This window comes from Microbacterium alkaliflavum, assembly GCF_044325405.1.
Taxonomy (GTDB): Bacteria; Actinomycetota; Actinomycetes; order Actinomycetales; family Microbacteriaceae; genus Microbacterium; species Microbacterium alkaliflavum.
The window spans coordinates 60,637-82,675 of record NZ_JBIQWL010000014.1 but is presented as its reverse complement, the minus strand read 5'-3'; the positions used below and the strand labels follow the sequence as shown (position 1 = coordinate 82,675).

The 22,039-nt window shown below is 70.8% G+C and carries 16 protein-coding genes and 1 pseudogene; 3 read left to right on the top strand and 14 right to left on the bottom strand.

The window, feature by feature from the left end:
- Positions 1-103 precede the first annotated feature (103 nt).
- On the top strand, positions 104-760 hold the full coding sequence (locus ACH3VR_RS21695; protein ID WP_397558420.1) for a histidine phosphatase family protein: 657 nt from the start codon (positions 104-106) through the stop codon (positions 758-760).
- On the opposite strand, the gene ACH3VR_RS21690 is transcribed toward ACH3VR_RS21695, so the two are convergent.
- The 14 genes and pseudogenes from ACH3VR_RS21690 to ACH3VR_RS21625 form a co-directional block, all read right to left on the bottom strand.
- Positions 721-1,251 (bottom strand): toprim domain-containing protein, encoded by a 531-nt coding sequence (locus ACH3VR_RS21690; RefSeq protein ID WP_397558419.1) that lies wholly within the window; start codon positions 1,249-1,251, stop codon positions 721-723. The genes ACH3VR_RS21695 and ACH3VR_RS21690 overlap by 40 nt on opposite strands.
- A gap of 8 nt (positions 1,252-1,259) precedes the next feature.
- The gene (locus tag ACH3VR_RS21685) at positions 1,260-1,676 is read right to left on the bottom strand and encodes a VOC family protein (protein WP_397558418.1); all 417 of its coding nucleotides are present in this window, start codon (positions 1,674-1,676) and stop codon (positions 1,260-1,262) included.
- Positions 1,677-1,701: 25 nt separating this feature from the next.
- Positions 1,702-2,406 carry an NADPH-dependent F420 reductase gene (locus ACH3VR_RS21680; protein ID WP_397558417.1) on the bottom strand — a complete coding sequence of 235 codons (705 nt, stop codon included), beginning with the start codon at positions 2,404-2,406 and terminating at the stop codon, positions 1,702-1,704.
- A complete protein-coding gene (locus ACH3VR_RS23365) occupies positions 2,403-4,403 on the bottom strand; it encodes an ATP-binding protein (RefSeq protein ID WP_449566858.1) in 2,001 nt (666 codons plus the stop codon). The genes ACH3VR_RS21680 and ACH3VR_RS23365 overlap by 4 nt, the downstream gene beginning before the upstream one ends.
- A gap of 1,328 nt (positions 4,404-5,731) precedes the next feature.
- Positions 5,732-5,905: pseudogene (locus ACH3VR_RS23360) on the bottom strand (ATP-binding protein); the annotation flags it as partial.
- 2 nt (positions 5,906-5,907) lie between these two features.
- The gene (locus ACH3VR_RS21665) at positions 5,908-6,732 is read right to left on the bottom strand and encodes a DUF4194 domain-containing protein (protein WP_397558416.1); all 825 of its coding nucleotides are present in this window, start codon (positions 6,730-6,732) and stop codon (positions 5,908-5,910) included.
- Positions 6,725-8,197, bottom strand: coding sequence for a DUF3375 domain-containing protein (locus ACH3VR_RS21660; RefSeq protein ID WP_397558415.1), 1,473 nt, complete (start codon positions 8,195-8,197; stop codon positions 6,725-6,727). Before ACH3VR_RS21660 ends, ACH3VR_RS21665 begins: the two co-directional genes overlap by 8 nt.
- Before the next feature lie 61 nt (positions 8,198-8,258).
- Positions 8,259-9,245 carry a glycoside hydrolase family protein gene (locus tag ACH3VR_RS21655; protein WP_397558414.1) on the bottom strand — a complete coding sequence of 329 codons (987 nt, stop codon included), beginning with the start codon at positions 9,243-9,245 and terminating at the stop codon, positions 8,259-8,261.
- A gap of 131 nt (positions 9,246-9,376) precedes the next feature.
- Positions 9,377-12,460 (bottom strand): family 43 glycosylhydrolase, encoded by a 3,084-nt coding sequence (locus ACH3VR_RS21650; RefSeq protein ID WP_397558413.1) that lies wholly within the window; start codon positions 12,458-12,460, stop codon positions 9,377-9,379.
- Positions 12,461-12,733: 273 nt separating this feature from the next.
- Positions 12,734-13,615 carry a helix-turn-helix domain-containing protein gene (locus ACH3VR_RS21645; RefSeq protein ID WP_397558412.1) on the bottom strand — a complete coding sequence of 294 codons (882 nt, stop codon included), beginning with the start codon at positions 13,613-13,615 and terminating at the stop codon, positions 12,734-12,736.
- 8 nt (positions 13,616-13,623) lie between these two features.
- Complete coding sequence (locus ACH3VR_RS21640; RefSeq protein ID WP_397558411.1) at positions 13,624-14,538, bottom strand: carbohydrate ABC transporter permease; 915 nt, start codon at positions 14,536-14,538, stop codon at positions 13,624-13,626.
- Positions 14,539-14,553: 15 nt separating this feature from the next.
- Positions 14,554-15,522, bottom strand: a complete 969-nt coding sequence (locus ACH3VR_RS21635) for a carbohydrate ABC transporter permease (protein ID WP_397558410.1) — start codon at positions 15,520-15,522, stop codon at positions 14,554-14,556.
- A complete protein-coding gene (locus tag ACH3VR_RS21630) occupies positions 15,519-16,847 on the bottom strand; it encodes an ABC transporter substrate-binding protein (protein ID WP_397558409.1) in 1,329 nt (442 codons plus the stop codon). Before ACH3VR_RS21630 ends, ACH3VR_RS21635 begins: the two co-directional genes overlap by 4 nt.
- 53 nt (positions 16,848-16,900) lie before the next feature.
- Complete coding sequence (locus tag ACH3VR_RS21625; RefSeq protein ID WP_397558408.1) at positions 16,901-17,956, bottom strand: LacI family DNA-binding transcriptional regulator; 1,056 nt, start codon at positions 17,954-17,956, stop codon at positions 16,901-16,903.
- A 199-nt stretch (positions 17,957-18,155) separates the two neighbouring features.
- Between ACH3VR_RS21625 and ACH3VR_RS21620 the strand changes: the two genes are divergently transcribed.
- On the top strand, positions 18,156-20,447 hold the full coding sequence (locus ACH3VR_RS21620) for a beta-galactosidase (RefSeq protein WP_397558407.1): 2,292 nt from the start codon (positions 18,156-18,158) through the stop codon (positions 20,445-20,447).
- The gene (locus ACH3VR_RS21615) at positions 20,444-22,024 is read left to right on the top strand and encodes an alpha-N-arabinofuranosidase (protein ID WP_397558406.1); all 1,581 of its coding nucleotides are present in this window, start codon (positions 20,444-20,446) and stop codon (positions 22,022-22,024) included. Before ACH3VR_RS21620 ends, ACH3VR_RS21615 begins: the two co-directional genes overlap by 4 nt.
- The last annotated feature ends 15 nt before the right edge of the window (positions 22,025-22,039 follow it).

The window sequence follows — 22,039 nt, the reverse complement described above, 5'->3', positions numbered from 1 at the left end:
CGTGAGTCCGCCGGGAGCGGACAGCGATTTCGGACCGACGATCGGCGGGTCGGATGCCGGAGCGCGTTCCCCGCTCGTCGGGCGTCGACACTACGGTTGCCCTGTGCCCACCAACGATCCGCTGCCCGATCACCCCGCTCCCGACAACCCGTCCGGGAAGCTCGTCCTCCTGCGACACGGCGAGACGGAATGGTCCAAGCAGGGCCGGCACACCGGGCTCACGGACATTCCGCTGACCCCTCGCGGGGAAGACCTCGCGCGCGGAGCCGGGCAGCTCGTGACCGGCTACGACTTCTCTCTCATCCTGACCTCGCCGTTGCAGCGCGCACGTCGCACCGCCGAGCTGGCGGGGCTGCGCGCGGAGGTGGATCCGCTCCTCGTCGAGTGGGACTACGGCGGCTACGAGGGGCGCACGACGCGCGACATCCGCCGCGAGCTCGGCTACAACTGGAGCGCCTTCACCCACGGCGTGATTCGCGGTCAGACGCCCGGCGAGACGGTGGAGGAGGTCGCCGCCCGGGCATCGCGCGTGCTCACGCGAGTGCTGCCCGCAATGGTGGAGGGAGACGTCGCGGTCGTCGCGCACGGCCACTTCCTGCGCATCCTGACCGCCGTCTACCTGCGATTGGCCCCGCGCTTCGGCGCCCAGATCACCCTGGATGCCGGATCGGTGTCGGTGCTCAGCTTCTACCGCGAGCAGCCTGCGATCCTCTCCTGGAACTACGGACTCGAGCTGCCGCTGGTTCCCTCGGAGTCCTGAGGCTCGCCCCCGTCGGCGGCGGCTCGAATGAGCGCGGCGAGGGGTTCGGGCACTCGGTCGAGGGGAACGGCGGCGGCGAGCAGGCCCGCGTACCGACGCTTGTTGCCGCTGCGTCCGCCGAAGAACCGCGCCAGCTGGGCGCCTTTCGGCTTCCCGCGCTGCGCCGGCTGATTCTGCAGGCGCCGGAACGACTCGAGCTCGCCCTGCGCCGCGATCAGCGCTTCCACGGCGTCGACGCCGAGCGCCCGGACGAGCTCTCCCTCCAGATCGGGATCGCACACGAACACGTGTTCGATCACGCTCTCGAACTGTGCGCGCTCGTTCGCGTCGACCAGTCCGAAGATCCTCTCCCCGCCCAGCTCGGCGACGGCACGGCGGGCGCCGCCCGCGCCATTGACGATCGCGATTCGCGGGAGCCGTCGGCGCATCCTCGCGCCGAGGACTTCGAGCGCGATCCGATCGCTCTCGCCCTCGACGACCACGACTGTCATCCGGCCGGTCAGTGTTCGTGCAGCTGCGCGAAGTACGACAGCCCGACGAGCATCCCCTCCGGACTGAGCAGACGAGCAGTCGTCTGCCCCCACGGCTCGACGTGGGACGGGGTGAGGATCTCGTGACCCGCGTCGCGCAGCTCCTGCTCCCCCGCGGCGACGGCCTCGGGTGACGCGAGTTCGAACTCGAGCCACGCCTGCGGCACGGGCAGGTGGTTCGGCCACTCCGCCGTGCCGAAAGTGGATGCCGCGGCATCCGCCAGCCGCCAGAGCGCGAACACCTTCACGCCACCGAGCGAGTGCGTGTCCAGGTAGCCGGGCGACGGCTCGTCGAGCGCGATGCCCAAGCCTTCTCGATAGAACGCCTGGGAGGCGGCGTCGTCCGTGACGATGGGGCCGAAACCCGCGACGAATTGCACGTCCATGCACTCACGATAGGCGGGCGATCCATTATTCGGAGTCTGCACGCTCGCTCGGGGTGGCACGCTGCGCGGCGACTCTCCGGCGTCCTCGCTGCGAGGTCGGGAAGCTGTCGATCATGAGGCGGAGCTCTTCCGCCTCGACGTCGGCACCGAACGGATCCGTGCCGGGTTCGAGCCGCACGCCGTCGGAGAGCCTGCCGACGACGACGGGGTCGAAGCCGAGGCCGTCGACGAAGTCCGCCACGACGTCGACGTCGGCGGGGTCGTCTCCGGCGATGCCGATCGCCTTCCGGTCGGCCTGCCCGGACGGCCGGGCCTCGTCTTGGAGGTCGGTGTAGCCCATGTGGTTCAAGGCTTTGACGACCCGTGAGCCCGGCAGGTGGTCCCGCACGACCTCGCTGCTCGAGGTGAGCGGATCGGTGAAATCGGGGAGGATCCCGTCGGTCTGCCACCAGTAGTTCATCGCGTCGATCACGAGCTTGCCTTCCAGCGGCCCCGCCGGGATCGTGCGGTACTTGCCGATCGGGAGGGCGAGCACCACCACGTCGGCCCGCTCGGCGACCTCGGCCGCGGTGGCGGCGACCACGTCGGTCAGGTCGTGCGGCAGCGCGATCCTCCTCGGATCGCCCGAGCCCGCGATGAGGACGGGATAGCCGGCGTTCGTCGCGAGGCGCGCGACCACCATGCCGAACCGGCCGGCACCCAGGATCCCGACCACGGGCTTGGGGATCACGTCCGGAGCCCCACCTTCGGCTTGGCCCACGAGCGCCCGCGGGTGTCCTTGAGGATGTCGTACTCGACGTCGACGTGCGGCTCGATGGCGCTGTACTTGTCGTTCGGAGCACCGATGACGAGCTGGAAGCCGAGCCCCCGCCACGCGCCGATCGCCCGCTTCGTGAAGTGGGCGTCGGCCTTGATGAGCGCTTCGTCCATGAAGACCGGCGCGTAGCGCGGGCGCGCGGCTCCGGCATCCCCCAGCTGATAGCGCAGCGCCGCGCCGACGATGAACGCGATCAGCTCCTGGGACTCGCCGCCGGACTTCTCGCCGATGTGGTCGTACAGCGCGACGTGCTGCTTCGTCGCCGCGTCGACACGCTCGGCGCTCACTCGCACGTGGTTGCGCACATCGATGAGATCGGCGAAGTCGGGTGCTGAGCGACGCATGTGGCTGATGAGACGCGACATGCGGCGGTACGCGTGCTCGCGCTCGTCGTCGGTGGACGCCGCCTCGATCAGCGCGCGCACGTCGCGCAGCTCGCGCCGGAAGCGCCGGCGAGCTTCGGACTGGTTCTCGCGCGTCGTGATCTGGAGGCGATGGTCGTCGTCGTAGAACGGCAGATCCTGCATGATCTCGTTGATCGGCTCGATGCGGTCGCGGATCTCGCGAATGGAGCGACTGAGTGTCGAGTCCAGGTTCGTGAGGTCGTTGCCCGACAGCTTGAGGAGGCTGTCGCGCCACTCGGCTTCGAGCTCGTGCAATCCGCTCGTCTTGAGCGCCTCGAGGATGCGCTCGAAGTCGTCGATCGATGCGTCCGGGTCGGGCAGGAGGTTCGGGTTCGGCCAGCGCTCGAGGAAGCTCACCATGATGCGTCGCACGCTGTCGCGCTGCTGCTCCAGCGAGTCGACCGCAACGCGGCGATCCTCGGCGAGGCGCTGCGCCGCGGTCGTGAGCGCAGCGGCGAACCCGTCCAGCGCTGCCGAAGCGCTCGCCGGCTTCGACGGCTCGGTCAGGCTGAAGCGGTCGTCGAGGAACGCGCTCTGCTCGGGGGTCAGCGTCCGCTCCGCGTCCTCGGCCGCGTCGACCACCGTCTGATCGGAGTCGACGTCGTCGATGACGTTGCTCCACTGCGACTCGATCTGCTCGCGCTCGACCGTCGTGCGGGCGATCTCCTCGCGGAGGCGGGCCGCCTTGCCTTTCGCGACGGCGATCTGGCCCTGCACACGGGCGATCTCGGGGTTGGATGCCGTCACGTCGTCCTGCACGGCGATCCACCGGTCGCGCTCCGCCGTGACCGCGTCGACGTCGACCTGCTCCCATGTGAGGTCGACGAGCTTGGCGTACACGGCGGTGCGCGCGTCGACGGAGTCGAGCGCGGCGCTGGCCGCGTTCATCTCGGCGACAGCGCGCGCGAGCCGCCCGCGGGCGTCGTCGAGCAGGCGCGCGAGGTCCTTCAGACGGCGCTCGTTCGAGAACCCGAGCACGTTCTCGCGGCCGTGACCGCCGTGCGCGCCGCGACTGCCCTGCGAGACCTGGCCTGTGATCGTGAGCGCCGTGCGGTGGCGCGCGAGCTCCATGCCGGAGTCGACGCAGACGTAGCCGTGACGGTCTTCGAGGCGCTCCTGCAGCCAGCCCGTGAACGGCGAGGCCTGGTAGTCCAGGCGGCCGGGGAGCGTCCGCGCGTCGAGGCCGCCGACGGGCTCGAGACCCGTGTGGACGCCTTCGAACCGCAGGCGGGCCGGCGTGCGGACCGACTCGATGGCATCGCGGAAGCGGTCCACGTGCGCCGCATCGATCAGCAGCGTCGTGGCGAAGCCGCCGAGGGCGAGGTTGAAGGCCTCGCGCCACGGCTCGAACTCGGTGCGCACCTCGACGAGCTCGCCGACGAACGGGAGGTCGTCGGCGTCGAGCCCCGCGGCCCGCGCCAGCAGCTCACGGGACTCCTGGAGCGCACGCGGGATGTTGCTGTCGCGGGTGGCCGCGCGGCGGGCCTCGGCCTCGAGCTCCGACACCTCGCGCGCGATGCCCTTCTCGGCCGACGCGGCGTCGGCGAACGCGCTGCGGGCGCGCGCCTTGGCGTCGGCGTCGGCGAGCTCGGCACGGGCGCGGCCGACGAGCTCGGTGAACTCGTCGCGCGACGCGATCTCGACGTCGAGCGCGCGCAGGTCGCCGTNCGCGCGATGCCCTTCTCGGCCGACGCGGCGTCGGCGAACGCGCTGCGGGCGCGCGCCTTGGCGTCGGCGTCGGCGAGCTCGGCACGGGCGCGGCCGACGAGCTCGGTGAACTCGTCGCGCGACGCGATCTCGACGTCGAGCGCGCGCAGGTCGCCGTCGAGGACGTCGCGGTTGCGCTGCACGGCGGTGAGGCGCCGCTCGACCTCGCGCAGCTCCCGCTGCGCGGTCTCGAGCCGGTCGCCTCCGGAGAGACGGAGCACGTCGACGAGGCCGTCGCGCTCGGCCTCGGCGGCGTCGGCGAGCGCCCGCTTCTCGCGCAGCGTGATGTCGGCGGCGTTCTTGCGGTCGCGCAGCTCGGTCTCGACCTCGCGGAGCAGACCGAGGCGGCGGTCGGCGCGCCAGAGCGTCGCGACCGAGGCGGGGTCGGAGAATCCGCCGACCTCGTCGATCAGCTGCACGCGCTCGGCGGCGGCCGCGATCTTCCCGCGCAGCTCGCGGATCGGCTCGAGGGCGCCCACCTGTTGACGCGCCGTCAGCATGCGCGTGCGGGTGCTCTCGAGGCCGTCGAAGTGGGCGACGACGGCGTCCGCCGTCGTCATCGTCTCGGGCTCCTCGAGCACGAGCCGCTTGTAGAGGTCGTCGACCGTCGTGATCTGCTGGCCCGCCTGGATGCGCGCGAGCAGGCTCATCGCCTTGGCGCCCGCCCCGGCGGCGCCGATGCCGAGCACCGCGTGCAGCCGAGCGGAGAACTCGCGATCGGTTCCGACGGGGTCGAGTCCGGCGTTCTTCACGGCGAGGTCGGAGAGGCGCAGCGCGGCCGCCTGCTCGAGCGAGCTCAGATCGAAGGCGCGGTCCGTGGTCGCGCGCACCCGGACGGTGTCTTCGAGCACGCGCGCACCGGCGGGGATGTACCACGCGCGCACAGCCGTGAAGCGGGAGCCGTCGTGGTCGAGCCACGTCATCGCGACGGCGGTCCAGGTGTCCTCCCCGTCACCGCGGAGCACGCGCATCTTCGTGCCGTCCTCGGTGCGCGACTCGTCGAGCTTGCCGCGTCCGTACGACAGGATGTTGCGCTGCTCGTCGCCGCGCGGACGACCCGTCACTCCCCCGTTCGACGCCCCATTGAACGGCGTCGTATGGGGCATCATGAGCGCGATGTAGGCATCCATCAACGTCGACTTGCCCGAGCCCGACCCACCGCACAGGAGCGTCGCCTCGGGCGAGAACCGCACGCGATGGGCGCCGTCGTACCCACCCCAGTTGACGAGCTGAAGGTCTTCGGCGAGCCACTGCTGTCCGCGGGATGCCGCCGGAATGAGCCCGAACAGCGTGTCGAGCATCGTCACAGGGCGGCCTCCTCTTCTGCGTCTTCGTCGTCTTCTTCCGAGTCGTCGAACACGTCGACGGAGGGGATGGATGCCGCGTCCCCCGCATTCGCCGGATCGGACTGCGTGCGCAGCCAGTCGCGCAGCTCGCGCAGCTTCTCGGCGCTCAGCACGATCTCGACGAGCGCGCTGATGCGGAAGCGGCCCGTCGTCTCCTCGTCGACGATGCCGTCGCGCGCTAGCCGGTCCATCGCCTTGCGGATCGACCGCTGGCGACGCGCGGTGTCGCCGTCGGCGTCCACGAAGTAGCTCATGACGGTCTGCTCGACGTCCTCGATGTCGACGCGCGCGGCCGGCTCGCCCGCCGCGGATTCGCGCTGGTAGACGGTGCGCAGGTGCACGAGCACGAGCGTCTCTGAGCGCGTGTAGGGCGCGTCGCGGAGCAGGATCGGCAGCTCCAGCTCGTCGGAGCGCACCTGCTGCTTGTACGCGACCCCCCGCTCGTGGTCGACCACGAGACGCACGAAGAGGTCGTTGAGCCGCGACTCGATGAGCTGCTGGTTGTCCAGTAGCACCGTCCACTCGTCGCGGCTGCGGTCGGCGAGCAGGAAGCGCCGCTGCAGCACGTGAACGAAGACGCGCCGCACCGCCGGATCGAGCACGCCGCGGTCGCCGGGGAAGAGCTCGTCGAGGTCTTCCTCCATCGCAGCGGGGGCGATGAACGCCTCGCCGGCGGCGACATCGCCCGCTTCGCCGTCGTCGACCGCGACGGCGTCCGCCGCGACGCCGTCCGACTCGACCTCGCCCGCTTCGACGTCGTTCAGGGTCGCGGTGTCAGTCATGGTCGTGCTCCTTCGCGGTGCGGGCGGTCACGGCGGCGAACGCGAACCGGCGCGTCGTCCCGTCGGGGCGGAGGGCTTCCACGACCGAGACCTCGTCGCCCTCACTCATGCCGTTGCGGTGTGCGATCTCGAGCAGGCCCACGAGGTCCACAGGGCGGCGGGTGTCGCCGCCCTGTGCCCGGAACGCGTCGCCGAGATCGAAGCGGTCGCCGAGGCCGGCGACGTAGGCCTCGAGCTCGGCGTATCGGGGCCCGCCCCAGGCGCGGGTGTCGGCATCCGCGAATTCCGCCTCCTCGTCGGAGGCGGTGAGCGGCGCGGGCGCGCCGGGCGGGCGGATGTCGCTCACCGACTGCCGCAGGTGGCCGATGTCGGCCATGGGGAGGCTGCGCAGCGGCTCGACGGGCGCATCGGGCGACGAGCTGCGGGTCCAGGCCTGCAGGCCCGACATGACGTCGCGCAGCAGGTCGTCGACCTGGCGGTCGCGGATCGGATCGTGCGTGCGGACCTGCCCCGTGATGACGCGGGAGGCGCGGCGCTGCGCAGTGAGGACCTCTTCGACGCCGAGCTCGACCCGGCGGCCGATCGCGTCGAGCTCACGACGCTGCTCGTCGTCGAGGAGCCGCGTGAACGGCTTCGCGAGCAGGCTATGCAGCTGCTCGGTGAGGCTGTCGATGCGCTCGGGATCGCCGATCAGGCGCAGCGCGCCCGCGAAAGCCCGCCCCTCGACGGTGGACTGCATGACGTGCTGACCCCGCTGGAGGTACTCGCGGAGCACTTCGCCCGTCGGTCGCACGTCGCGCCGCAGGTCTGCGACGACGTCGCGCTGCATCGCCTTGATCGACTCGGCGACGCGTGTGAAGTCCGCCGGCAGCTCGCGTGCCAGGTGCAGGACGTTCTCGGCCTCCTCGAGCAGCTGCTCGTCGTCGACCGGATCGGCCAGACCGTCCTCGAGCCGGGCGATCTCGGCATCCAGTGCGGCGCGCTCGCGGAGAAGGCGCGCCCTCCGCTCCACGGGATCGGTCTCGGCATGGTCGGAGAGCCGCTCGACCGCCTCCAGCAGCGTGCGGACGCGGGAGTTCGAGACGCGGGTGCGCCCGCCGGCCGTGCGACCGGTGATCTCGAGCGCGCCGACGGCGTGCGCCGTGAGGCGGTACACCTCGACGTCGCCATCGATCTGCGGCACGAGCCATCCCACCCGCACCCAGTAGCGGCAGATCTCGCGGGCCGAGCCGACGGGCAGCGCCCGCTCGCCGTCGTCGTACCCGGTGGCCCGAAGCTCGTCGAGGATCTCGGCGATCTCGGCGTGTGCGTCGGAGATCTCGACGGCGGGCCGGTCGACCGTGAAGACGATCGACAGCGCCGCGACCACGAAGGGCGCGTAGCGGCCGTGGAGCAGATCGAGCGTGGGAGTCCGGAACGCCGCCAGAGCACGCAGATACGCCGCTTCGGCCCGAGCACTTCCCATCCCTTCAACAGTAACGGGATGCCGCGACCGCGGTTTTCGGTGTTCATGCTCGCCCGGCGGTTCAGTTCGCGTCGGAGGGACCGCCGATCGGGAGGATCGGCGCCACGAGCCGCTCATTCCGGTCGCACACGAGCCGGCCGTCCACCACGCGGGCGCGCGCCACCTGGATCGAGGAGCGGCGCGTTGCGTGGCCCTCCTCGTCGGCGGGCGAGGGCGAGCCGGTGCGGCCGGGGTGCGTGAAGTAGAAGACGTAGGCGTCGTCGCCGACCACGACGACGTCGGCGTGCTGACCGATCGTGCCGTCCTCCGCTCCGGCGCCGGGTTCGTCGAGGATGCGGTCCTGCACCTCCCACGTCTCGAGGTCGTCCGAGCGCAGCACGCGCAGGCCCGCCCACTCGTCGACGATCATCCAGAACCAGCCGTCGAGGCGGAACACGTTCGGCCCTTCGTGCTCGGACGAGACGACCGCCGCACCGATCGAGCACCAGTCGTAGAGGTCGGCGCTGTCGGCGGCGTAGGTGTGCGAGCCGTTCTCCTCGTCCTTGTACCACATGCGCCAGCCGCCCGATGGGAGCGGGGAGACGCACGCGTCGATGACGCGGGGCGAGCTCAGCTCGAGGTGGGACGCGAACGTCCACTCCCACAGGTCGCGGCTCGTGTAGTGGCTGATCGTGCGCGGCGTGCCCTCCCACTGCCGGGGCACGCCCTCGATAACCGTGACATACATGTGGTAGGTCACGCCGTCGTCGAACACCTCGGGCGCCCAGTAGGTGTTCCGCCCAGGCGACAGGTCGAGACCGGGCACGATGCCGCGGTAGTCCCACGTGGCTCCGCCGTCCCGGGAGGACGCGATGCCGATGTCCGTGCCGTGGACCCACGCGACGTCCGACGACGGCGGCGACCACGCGCGGCGGTTCGTGTACAGCATCCACCACGTGCCTTCCCCGCGATTCCAGACGATCGTGGGATCGGCCGCCCCGTCGAAGATCGGATCACGGAAGAGGGGCTGAGGCACGAGCGTGGCGGCGCGGGGCGAAGAGTTGCTCACTCGACCACTCTCGCGAGTCTCGGCCGGATCGCAACACGATCGGCGGATCCTCCATCCGCCCCGTCGATCGGTCCGTGATCGCCGTCGGCGAATCGAGCGGGGGTGGATGCCGCGGCATCCACCCCCTTCAATCAGCCGCGGGGCTGCCAGGGCCCGTTCGGATCGCCGGGCGCCTGGTTGCGCGTCCACCACTTGGCCGTGTACAGCCTGCCCTCGTGCACGACGACCTCGCCGGCGGTGAAGATGCGCGACTTCGTCCACACCGCGGTGCCGTCCGGCGCGGTGATGAGCTGCTGCCACGGTCCGTACGGGTCGCCCGGCTTCTGGCTCTTCGTCCACCACGACGCCTTCCAGAGCGTGCCCTCGAACACCACCTGGGCGTTCTCGAGGAACACGGCCGTCGCGGTCCACGCCGTCGCCACGGTCGCCGTCGCCGTCGCCTGCTGCACAGGAGCCCCGGTCGCGAGCCGCTCCGCAGCGACGGTCGCCGTCACCGTGATCGATCCGGGCGCGCTCGATGTGAAGCCGGTCAGGCTGAACGCGTCAGCTGGCAGCAGCCCGGAAGAGCCGTCCGCGAACCTCGCCGTGACCGTGACGGAACCGACCTGCTCCCCCACGGCGTACAGGCTCTTCGGCAGCGCGAGGGTGACACCCGTGACAGCGGGCTCGAGCGCGTCGGCGGCATCCGTCAGTCCTGCCGCGGCCGCGTCGACGGCCGACTGCGTCGCCGTCGCCGACCCGTCGGCCGCCTGCGCAGTCGCGAGAGCGGCGGCGAATCGCGGCCAGGTGCGCGCCGAGTAGTCGCCGAGCGCTCGGGATGCCGCGGCCGCCACGGCCGCGTGGAGCGCCCCCTTGTCGACGGTCTGGCGGACGAGCGACAGGCCGTCGAGCGTGACGGACTGCCCGCCGCTGCCGCGAGCCTCGAACGTGACGGTGGCCGTGCCGCCCGAGATCGGGATGTCGGTCAGCTCGGACGACCGCCAGCCGGCCGTCGTGCGGTTGAGGTCGAGCACGGAGCGCTCCCCGCCCGCACCCGTCACGACGGCGCGTGCGTACTCGAAGCCGCCCGTCGTGTTCGACGTGAGCGCGAAGCGGTACACGCCGTCGGGCACGTCGACCGTCTGCGAGACGCCACCCGAGAAGGCCGTCGTCGCGCCGAGCTTGAGCCCGAAGCGCGTGCCGGGCGAGCCAGGGGTGACATTCGTGATGAAGGCCTGGCTCGCCGAGTCGGCGTCGATCCGGTTGGTCCAGCCCGTGAGCTGCGGCACGATGATGCGGTCGGCGGCGAACTCGGGGTTGAGGATGTAGTTGTTCTTCGCCCCGACGCGCCACTCGCCCGTGACGGCGTTGAACTCCCAGTCGCTCACCGAGTGGAACCGCAGGCCGTCGCCGTCCTTGTCGATCGGCACCCACTGGTTGTAGCCGAGGCCGTTCCACGCGAAGTCCGCCCAGCGGTCGCCCGCGTAGAGGACCGTCTCCTTCTTGGTGCCCTTGACCGTGACGAAGAATCCCGTCTGGGTGACGTGGCTGTAGTCCATCTCGGTGCCGGGCAGGACGAACTCGCCCGAGTACTCGCCCTGGATCTGGTCTGTCTGCGACTGGATGACGTAGTTGGGCGACGTGTTCCAGCCGTGCAGCGCCGAGGCCGCCATGTAGTAGCGGTCCTCGAACTCGAACATCGCGTTGCCCTCGCGACCCTGCGGGTTGTACCCGATCTGCACGGCGGGCTCGATCGAGAGCGAGTCCGACTCTGCGAGCTTCGACACGAACGCGCGAGCGCGGCCGCTGCTGTTCGAGAAGATCAGGTAGTCGTTGCCGTCGTCGTCGCTGAAGACCGTCTGGTCGCCCGTCGCATCCGTCGGCGAGTTCACGATGCGCTTCTGCACGTTGCCGAACTCGAAGTCGTCGGTCGGCGAATCGCCCTGCAGCAGCAGCACGCCCGCCTGGCCGTCGGGGTCGGGGAACTTGTCCTGCGCCATCTGGATGACGAGCACGTACTTGCCCGTGTTCTCGTTGTACGCGACGCCGATGCGACCGAGCCACGAGGCGTCCGCGAGCGTCGTCATCTGCGCGAAGCCCACGCCCTTCGAGGCGGGGATGTGCAGCGGCGTCTTGGCTGTGGCCACCTCGTTCTCGAACCTCCAGTTCACGAGGTCCTTCGACGAGTAGACCGGGATCGAGACGAACGTCACGTCGTTGTTGAAGAGCCTCGTCGGGTTGGCCTGGTAGAGCGCAGCCCCGGTGTAGCGGACGCCGTACCAGTAGTACGTGTCGCCGAAGCGGAAGATGCCGCCGCCCTGCGAATAGATCGGGTTGCCGTCGGTGTCCTTCCAGAAGGTGTTGTTCGAGATCGGCTGGAAGGTGCCCTCCGACGTCGTCACGAGTGCGGATGCCGCATCCTGCAGCGCGTTCTTCGCTGCGACGACTGCCGCCTTCGCGGCGTTCGGGTCGGCGGCGACATCGCCTGCCGCGGCGAGCGCGCCCGCGAACGAGGTCCAGGAGTCGAGCGTGAAGTCGGCGGGGACGCGCGACGCGTAGCCCTCGATGATGTCGCGGAGCCCGCGCACCATGACGAGCGCGTCCGAGGCGGACTGCAGGGCGGCCCGTGCCGCCTCGCGCTCGGCGGCCGTGCCCGACTTCGCGTCGACGAGCTGCTTCGAGGTCGCGAGCGCCGCCGCGAAGGCGGGCCACGAGCCGGTCGTGTAATCGGCGGCGGCCTTGTCCTTGACGGCGCCGTAGAGCCAGTCGAGGGCGTCGGTCGTGTCGGGGACGCCGCTCTTGAACAGGCCCGACGAGTGGTCGACGCCGTTGCCGGCGACCTCGAGCCGGAGGGTGTGCGGGCCGTCGGTCATGCCGCCGTACGAGAAGAGGCGGCGCACCGTCGAGTTGGTCGCGGTGCCGTAGTTGATCGTCCCGACCTTGACGTCGTCGATGAAGACGTTGCCGGTGCCGTGGCCGCTGCGCGTCGTGCCGTAGAGCTCGGCGGTGTGCCCCGAGAACACGATCTCGAACCAGCAGCCCGCGGGAGCCCACGTGTTGGTGCTGTAGACGTCCCACTTCGAGCCTGCGGGGCAGGAGTAGTACGTGAGGTTCGGGGTGCCGCGCTGCGTCGTCACCGCCTTGTAGCCGACTGTCACGCTCGTCTCGGCCGCGACGGCCGATGGTGCGGCGATGGCCGGGACCATCAGCGCCGCGACGAGGGCGATCGTCGCCATGATGCTGAAGCGCCTGGCGGTCGCTCTCCTATCGGATCTCACTGTGCCCTGCTCCCTTCCTCGGGTCGGGCGGACCGTCCGCGTCAGCGCGGACAGTCGTGCGGACGCCGACCCGTCGAGTGTCCGAAGAGCCCGGGATGACGGACTCGCAGCGAGTCTGTCGGCGCGCCGCCCGGCGCGGCCATGGGCGTATCACGCCAGTGCCTGGACGATTCTCCGGAGGCCCGGGCACCGGTATCCCCCGCTCCGGTGTCCCGGCTCCGGCGCGCGACGTCAGGCGGTCCGGCGGAACTCGGTCGGAGAGACACCCGTGACGCGCTTGAACTGGCGGGCGAAGTAGAACGGATCGGGGTAGCCCACCTGCGTCGCGATCGCGGCGACGGGGTGGTCCGTCGTGCGCAGCAGCTCACGGGCCCGGGCGATGCGGATGCCGCGCGCGAAGTCGACGACGGATGAGCCGGTCGCGGCGCTGAAGAGCGCGGAGAAGTGCGACACGCTCAGGTTCGCGGCGCGGGCGAGCTCGCCCACGCGCACGGGCTGCTCGGGATGCCGTCGCAGGTGCTCGACGATCAGCTGGATGCGGTCGCCCGTCTCCGCGGGGCCGCGCAGCCGGTCGGCGGCGAGCACCGCGAGGAGCCGCCAGGCGGCACCGGCGGCCTCGTAGAGGCCGGCCGTCGTGGCGTCCGCCTCCATGCGCGCGATCACGTCCCGGATCGCATCGGTCGCCGAGAGCGGATCCCGCAGGGCGATGCGCGCGTAGGCGCGCCCCGCATCGCAGATGTCGTTGCAGAAGCCGTCGGCCTCCGCGCCCTGCACGTGCAGCCACCAGATGCTCCAGGGCTCCGCGGCATCGGCTCGATAGGAGTGCGGCGCGTGCGGCCGGATCGCGACGGCCTCGCCGCGACCGAGCTCGAGCGCCCTTCCTCCGACGCTGATCTCGCCGCGCCCCTCGGCGCACACGATGATGATGAGCTCCTCCGCGCCGCGGGGTCGGACCCGGCCGTGCCGCGACGCCCTCGGGAAGAAGCCCGCGTCGGTGACGAGCAGGCGGGACGTGACGCCCGATCGCAGCGCCCTCCCGACGACGGGTCGGGGCAGCACGCGGAGGCGCTGCCCCGGGAATCCCTCGGATCGGAGCAGCGCTTCCGCGGTCATGACCCTGCTCAGCCCTTGACGCCCGAGCTGACGGCCGAGCCCATGAAGTAGCGCTGCGCGAACAGGAAGATGACGACGACGGGCAGGAGGTAGAGGATCGCGCCGGCGGCCTGCACCGTCAGCAGACCGTTGCCGCGCGGGTCGAGGTAGCCCGCCGCGGTCGCGACGGCGAGCGTCGTGTTGTTGAAGTTCAGCAGGAGCGCGGGAGCGAGGTAGTCGCCCCAGGTCCAGGTGAACGACAGGATGAACGACGTCAGCAGCACGGGCTTGGCCAGCGGCAGGAAGACGCTGAAGTAGATCCGCCACCAGTTGCACCCGTCGATGATCGCGGCGTCCTCGAGCTCGAGCGGGATCGACGTGAAGAACTGCCGGAACAGGAAGATCAGGTACGGCGTCCCCGCGAGCCCCCACAGCACCCACGGCCAGTAGGTCCCCACCATCCCGAGCCGGGAGAACAGCACGTAGGTGGGGATGAGCGTCGCGATGCTGGGGATCATCATCGTGGCGATGACGACGGCGAACAGCAGGTTCCGCCCGCGCCCGCGCAGTCGGGCGAATCCGAACCCGACCGTCGCGCTGACCGCTGTCGTGAGCACCGAGATGATGAGCGACAGGATGACGGAGTTCATCGCGTAGGCGGGGAAGTCGATCATCGTGAAGGCGTCGACGAAGTTCTGCCAGTAGGGCTGGAAGTCCAACAGGCCGAGAGCGCCCTGGGACAGCTGCGCGGGGGTCGCGAGAGACGTCAGCACGATCCAGATGAACGGGATGCCGAACAGCGCGATCGCGACGACGACGCCGATGTAGATGTACGCCGAGGCGCGCTGGGCGTCGGCGTCGGTGCGGCGGCGCCGCCGAGGCCCGGCGGTGAACGCGGGGGCGGGCGTCGCGAGCGGTGTCTGCTGGGCTGCGAGTTGAGTCATGTCGATGGCTTTCGGTCAGTCGCCGTCGGTGGCGACCTGGTAGAAGACGAATCGGCGGCTCAGCCGCTGCAGCAGCAGCGTGAGCAGCAGGACGAAGACGAAGAAGACCCAGAGCATCGCCGAGCCGTAGCCGAAGCGGTTGTTGAGGAAGAACTCCTTGTAGACCTCGACCATGTAGAGGGTCGTGGACTGCGGGATCGTGCTCGCCCCGGAGATGCGGTTCGTCTCGGAGAGCAGCAGCGGCTGCACGAGCATCTGCAGCGACGCGATGACTCCCGTGATGACCTGGAAGTACAGGACCGGCGAGATCATCGGTACCGTGATGCTGAAGATGGTCCGCCACGTGCCTGCGCCGTCGATGCGGGCGGCTTCCTCGAGCTCGGCCGGCACGTCCTGGAGAGCTGCCAGCGAGATGATCATCCCGCCGCCCAGGCCCCACAACGTCATGATGATGAGCGCGTAGAACGCGTAGGGGTCTGCGAGCCACGTGACTTTGGCGAGGCCGAAGAGCTCGAGGATGCCGTTGAGCAGGCCCGAGTCGCGGTTGAAGATCAGGCGCCACATGATGGCGGTCGCGACGACGGGCACGACGGACGGGAGGAAGAAGATCGCGCGCACGACACCGCGAGCCCGGATGCGGCGGTTGACGAGGATCGCGAGCCACAGGCCGCCCGCGACGGACAGCGGCACGACGATGATCGTGTACAGCACGGTGCGGGCAAGGCTCGCCCACGCCGCGGGGTCGGACGTGAAGATCTCGACGTAGTTGCGGAACCCGATGAACCGCCAGATCGGGGAGGCGCCGTCGTAGTTGGTGAGGCTCAGCACGAACGCGTAGACGATCGGGGTGAGCGTCAGTAGCAGGAAGCCGAGGATCCAAGGCGAGGCGAACAGGTAGAACGTCGAGGAGCGGTAGCGGCGCCAGCCGCGGCCGCGAGTGGGGACACTCGCGACCGCGACCGACTCCAGGGTGCCGGAGGTCATCCCAGCTGGTCCTTGCCCTGCGCGAGTGCGTCGTTGATCTCGCCCTGCAGCGTCTTGAGCGCGTCGTCGACGCTCGCCTCGCCCTTGATGGTGGACTGCAGCACCTTGTCGATGGCGTCGTTCCAGACCGTCGCCGTGATATACGGCGAGTCCGCGAGCGGCTTCGCGTGGTCGAGCTCGCCCTTGGCCGTGTCCATCGCGGTCTGCTGGTAAGGCTCGGCCGTGGGCAGGTTGGTCCACAGCGAGTCGAGGACCGGCAGGCCCCAGCCGCTCTTCGAGCGGGCGACGGCGGGGTCCTCGCCCATGAAGAACTCCATGACCTTCCACGCCGCGTCCTTGTTCTTCGACGCCTCCGGGATCCAGGCGCCGACGCCGCCGAACACGGGGCTGAGCCGTTCACCGAAGGTCGGTGCGGGGATCAGCGTCGACGTGCCGGCCACGGCCGCGGCATCCTGGCTCTGCAGGCCGCCGCCGAACCAGTACCCGTCGAGCGTCATCGCCATCTGGCCCGTCGAGTAGACCGGAAGATCCCAGCCGTCGGCGAGCGGGTTGAGCGACGTCGGGCCGACGCCGGCCGTGCCGTAGTCGGTGAGCCACTGCAGCGCCCGCTCGGCCTCCGGCGTCGCGAGGTCGACCTTCGTCATGTCGTCGTTGTAGACCGTGCCGCCCTGCTGCAGGATCATCGTCTGGAACAGCGACGAGACTCCCCACTGCCACTCGATGCCGAGGGGGTACGCGATGCCGGCCGCCTTGAGCTTGACCGCATCCGCCAGCAGGTCGTCCCAGCTCATCGGCTCCGTCGCGCTCGGCACTTCCACGCCCGCCTGCGCGAGCAGTGCCGTGTTCACCCACACTGTGGTGTCCGGGCTGAAGTCCTTGATGACGCCGTACAGCTTGCCCTCGCCGCGCGTCTTGCCGTCCCATCGCCACGCGTCGTTGACCGGCAGGAGGTCGTCCTTCTTCAGCACGTCGCTCTCCGCGAGGTAGTCGTCCAGCGGAGCGGCCAGGCCACGCGCGAACAGGTTGGCGGACGGGCTTCCGCGCACGAAGTCGGGCGGGTCGCCCGCCGTGAGCATCGCGTTCAGGCGGGTCTCGTCGTACTCGATGAAGTCGATCTTGATACCGGGGTTCGCCTTCTCGAACGCCGCGATGTCGTCCTTGCTGAACTCGTTGCTCTGGTACATGACGGTGACGGTGGTCTCGCCGGCGCTGGCGCTCCCGCCCCCTCCCCCCGCGGTGCAGCCCGTGAGCGCGACGGCGCCGACGCCGAGGATGGCGAGGGCGCCGCGCGTCCAGCGCATGCCCTTCGAGGTGGATGCGGACATCTCTGTCCCCTTTCTCTGTGTGTTGTGATGCAGGAGTCGTGAGTCTGGGAGGCCTAGGCGGAGGATCCGCGGATGACGAGCTCGGTGTCGAGCCGGACGGCGCCGGGCCGCAGCTCGGCGCCGTCGCAGAGCAGTCGCGCCATCTCGCGGCTGATCGCCGCGAACGGCTGGCGCACGGAGGAGAGCGGCGGATCGCAGGTCGCGGCGAGGCCCGTGTCGTCGAAGCCGACGACCCGGACGTCCTGCGGCACCCGCCGGCCGGCGGCGCGGAGGGCCGCGACGGCACCGGCCGCCATCATGTCGTTCGAGACGAAGAGCCCGTCGAGGTCGCCGCGCGCGAGGCGAGCGGCGGCGGTGCGACCGCTGTCGAGCGTCCAGTCGCCTTCCGCCACCAGCGTGGAGTCGAACGCGATGCCGGCGGCTTCGAGCGCGTCGCGGTACCCGCTGAGGCGATCCACGGCGCCGCCGAGGTCGAGCGGGCCCGTGATGACGCCGATCGCGCGGCATCCCTGAGCGACGAGGTGCTCGACGGCGGCTCGGGCTCCCCCGCGGTCGTCGGCCGAGACGCTCGCGATCGTCGACTCCCAGCCGACGGGGCGGCCGCACGAGATCGTGGGGACGCCGGCCGCGATGAGCTCGGCGATGATCGGGTCGCCGCTGTGCGAGGAGACGAGGATGACGGCGTCGACGTGGCCGCCGGCTGCGAACTCGACGGCGCGTGCGCGCTCGTCGTCGGCGGCGGCCGTCATGAGCACGAGGGCGTAGCCGCGCTCCGCGAGCGCTCCCGTCAGCGCCCTGAGGAGGATGGGGTAGTTCGGGTCGCCGAAGAGGCGATCCTGCGGCTCGGTCAGGAGGAAGGCCACGGTCATCGCCCGTCCGGTCGCGAGGCTCCGTGCATGCCGGTTGCGACGGAACCCCGTGCGGTCGATGGCGTCCGTGATGGCCAGTGCGCTCGCCTTGCCGACGTTCTTGCCGCCGTTGAGGTATCGCGAGACGGTTCCGTAGGAGACCCCGGCCGTCCGCGCGACGTCCCGGATCGTCGGCCGGCGCTCGAGCGTCGACGAACCCGCGTGCCCGGTTTCGACCGGCGCCTTCCTCGTGTCGCGCATCGATGCTCCTGACTGGGCGGCGATCGGTCGGGTCCGAGTGCCTGTAACCGGTGACAGTACTTCGGTCGTAAAGTGCTGTCAAGTTAGTTCTAAAGTCAGAAGTAAAGTAGAGTCGATGCAACGGGCGGAGCAGCCCGGATCGACGAGGGAAGCCGGGACTTCGACCATGACGCGAGCCGCAGCCGTGACACGCCTGTCTGTGACCAGCACGGGATGGGGTGCGACCGCACTGCGCCCGCATATGGCGAACGACGAGGACACCCGACCGGGGCTCGAGCTCTCGTCGCACGGCCTGCGACGCGACGGCATCCCGTGGATCCCGGTCTCCGGCGAGATCCACTACACGCGGGTCCCCCGCGAGCGGTGGGCCGACCGCGTTGCGCAGATGCGCGCCGGAGGCATCTCGGTCGTCGCGTGCTACGTGCCGTGGCTGCACCACGTGCCCGAGCAGGGGCGGCCGCGCTTCGACGATCGCTACGACGTCGCCGCCTTCGTCGACCTGGTCCGCACGGAGGGCCTCGACGTCGTGCTGCGCATGGGCCCGTGGGCGCACGGCGAGATGCGCAACGGCGGCTACCCGGACTGGGTGCAGCGGGCACCCGTCGCGCACCGCTCGAACGACCCCGCCTACCTGGCGCTCGTCCGCGAGTGGTGGATGCAGCTCGCCGGCGCACTCGACGGACGCTGCGAGCCGAACACGGTGCTCGGCATCCAGCTCGAGAACGAGCTCTACGACGCCCCCGAGCACATCGCGAGGCTCAAGGACCTCGCCCGCGAGTGCGGGCTGAGCGCACCGTTCTGGACGGCGACGGCATGGGGCGGCGCCCAGCTGCCCGACGGCGAGGTGTTCCCGCTCTACGGCGGCTACGGCGACGGGTTCTGGGTCGACCCCGGCGAGCCCTGGGATGCGACCTTCCGCCAGCACTACTTCTTCTCCGACATCTGGGACGATCCCGGCATCGGCGCCGACCTCCGCACGACGTCCCTGACGACAGCCGGGCAGGCGGGGGCCGCGAGCCCGTTCCCGCCCGCGACCTGCGAGCTCGGCGGGGGCATGGCTACGGCGTACCACCGGCGGCCGCTCCCCGCGCCGGCGGATGTCGCCGCCATCGCGCACTGCAAGATCGGCAACGGCTCGGCGTGGCAGGGCTACTACATGTACGTCGGCGGCACGAACCCCGCCCCGGCGATGCAGGAGTCGCACGAGACGGGCTACCCCAACGACATGCCGGTGCTGTCGTACGACTTCCACGCGCCGATCGACGAATCCGGGCGGCTCGCGCCGAGCCACGCCGAGCTGCGCCGGCAGCACGCCTTCCTCCAGGCGTTCGGCGCGAGGCTCGGCGATCTGCCGTCGCACCTCCCCGACCTCCCTGCCGACGTCACCGACGCGACGACGCTGCGCTGGGCGTTCCGGGGCGACGGCGACGGAGGCTTCCTCTTCATCTCGTGGCACCAGCCGCACGTGCCGCTCGACACGTACGAAGGCGCCGCGTTCGACATCGCGTTCGACGCCGGCACGCGCAGCCTCCCCTCGCGGCCCGTCGACATCCCGCCCGGAACGATGGCCCGCTGGCCCGTCGGCCTCACGGTCGGCGGCGTGCCCATCGAATGGCTCACGGCGACGGCCGTGACGGTGCTCGCGGGCGACGTCCCGACGCTCGTCGTCACGGAGGATGCCGGCATCCCGGTCGAGCTCGCCGTGCCGGCGGGCACGAGTGTCGACGGCGTGGCCCCGCACGATGGGCTCGTCGGGCTGCGGCCCGACTCCGCCCCGGTCCGGCTCGCGACGGCCGCGGGCGACGCGCTCGACGTCGTCGTCATCCCCGCCGCCCGCGCGCAGGAGCTGTGGATCGTGACGGATGCCTCGTCCACGGCGCGCCGCGTGCTCCTGTCGGCCGACGAGCTCACGTGGACGACCGACGGCGCCGTGACGCTCAAGAGCGCCTCGCCCGAGCCGATCGTCGAGGAGTACGCCGACGGCGGATTCCGCTCCCTCCCGCTCGTCCGGACGAGCGCGCCGGCGCAGTCGGAGGCCCTCGATGCGCGGCCCGGACGCGAGGCAGGGGCGGTTCCCGCCGAGTACGGATCGTTCGAGGGCCGCCCCTCCGCGCCCGACGACGCGACGATCACAAAGCTGGCCGCGGAGTACGAGCTGCCACTCCCCCACTGGGCGGGCGACCCCGACGCCGTCCTCGAGATCGGCTGGGCCGGCGATGTCGGCCGCTTCCTCGTCGATGACGCGCCCGTCGCCGACCGCTTCTGGGACGGCTCCTCGTGGCGCGTCGCCACGGCCGACCTCGGCGCCACAGAGTCGCTTCGGCTGCAGATCGTGCCGCTGTCGCCGGCCTCGCGCGTCCACCTCCCCGACGACGCGGCTCGCCGCCTCGCGGCATCCGCCACGCCTCTCATGTCCGTCGACCGCGTCGTGCTCTCGCGACGCGCCACCTGGCTCGAGTCATCGGGCCCCGAGGAGCGAGGATCCCTGTGACGCTCACCGCCTCCAGCCCGTCCGTGACAGAGAACGACGCCGCCGTGCAGGTCCGCGGGGTCGTCGACGTCGACGTCCGCGGGCCCCGCATCAGCCGGCACGTGTACGGCCACTTCGCCGAGCACCTGGGCCGGTGCATCTACGGCGGCTTCTACGTCGGCGCCGATTCGCCGATCCCGAACGAGGGCGGGATCCGCCTCGACGTCGTCGCGGCGCTCCGCGCCCTCGACATCCCGAACCTCCGCTGGCCGGGCGGTTGCTTCGCCGACGAGTACCACTGGACCGACGGCGTCGGACCGGTCGAGACACGTCCCACGATGGTCAACAGCCACTGGGGCGACGTCGTCGAGGACAACAGCTTCGGCACGCACGAGTTCATGGCCCTGTGCGAGCTGCTGGGCGCGGCACCATACATCTCCGCGAATGTGGGCAGCGGCACGGTGCGCGAGGCGAGCGAGTGGATCGAGTACCTGACACGCGCCGACGACAGCCCGATGGCGCGCCTGCGCCGCGAGAACGGGCAGGACGAGCCGTGGTCGGTGCCGTTCTGGGGGCTCGGCAACGAGCCGTGGGGCTGCGGAGGCCGGTTCTCGCCCGACGCGTACGGGCAGCTCGCGAAGACGTTCGGCACCTACACGCGCCGGCACAACGGCAACGAGGTGTACCGCATCGCGGCGGGCGCCTCGAGCGACGACTACGTCTGGACCGACGTCCTCATGCGCACCCTCGGCTTCGCCCTCGGCGCCGGGCACCCGGAGGGGAACGACGCGCAGAAGCCGTTCGAGGCGATCTCATTCCACCACTACACCGTTCCCGGCCCCTGGGCGGCGAAGGGCAGCGCGACCGAGTTCTCGCTCGACGAGTACCACCGCACCCTCCGCGAGGCGACGCGCATCGAGTCGATCCTCGCGGGGCACGCGGCGATCATGGACGCGTACGACCCCGGCAGGACGGTGGGCCTCGTGCTCGACGAGTGGGGCACGTGGTTCGACGTCGAGCCCGGCACCGACCCGGGGTTCCTCTTCCAGCAGAACACCATGCGCGACGCCGTCGTGGCGGGCGTGCACTTCGACGCGTTCCACCGGCACGCCGACCGCCTCGCGATGGCGAACATCGCGCAGACCGTCAACGTGCTGCAGGCGATGATCCTGACCGACGGCGACGCGTTGGTGCTCACGCCGACCTACCACGTGTTCGAGATGAACAAGGGGCACCAGGATGCCGACTCCCTCGCGATCGCGTTCGGCGCGGCCCTGCCGACGGTCGACGTCGACGGCACGGAGGTCGCAACGGTCAGCGCGTCGGCGAGCCGGCGCGACGACGCCATCCTGATCTCCGCCACGAACGCCGACACGGCGCGGTCCGTCGAGCTCGAGCTCGACCTGCGCGGCGCGGTCGTCGGGCCGCCGACCGCGCGGATCCTCACGGCCGACGCGCTCGGCGCGCACAACACCCCCGCGGAGCCCGCGACGGTCGCGCCCCGCCCGTTCGACGGCGCCGCCCTGATCGACGGTCGGCTCCGCGTGACGCTCCCGCCGTACTCGTTCGTGACGGTCGGGATGCCGGTGCTGCCGTGACCCCCGCGCGCATGC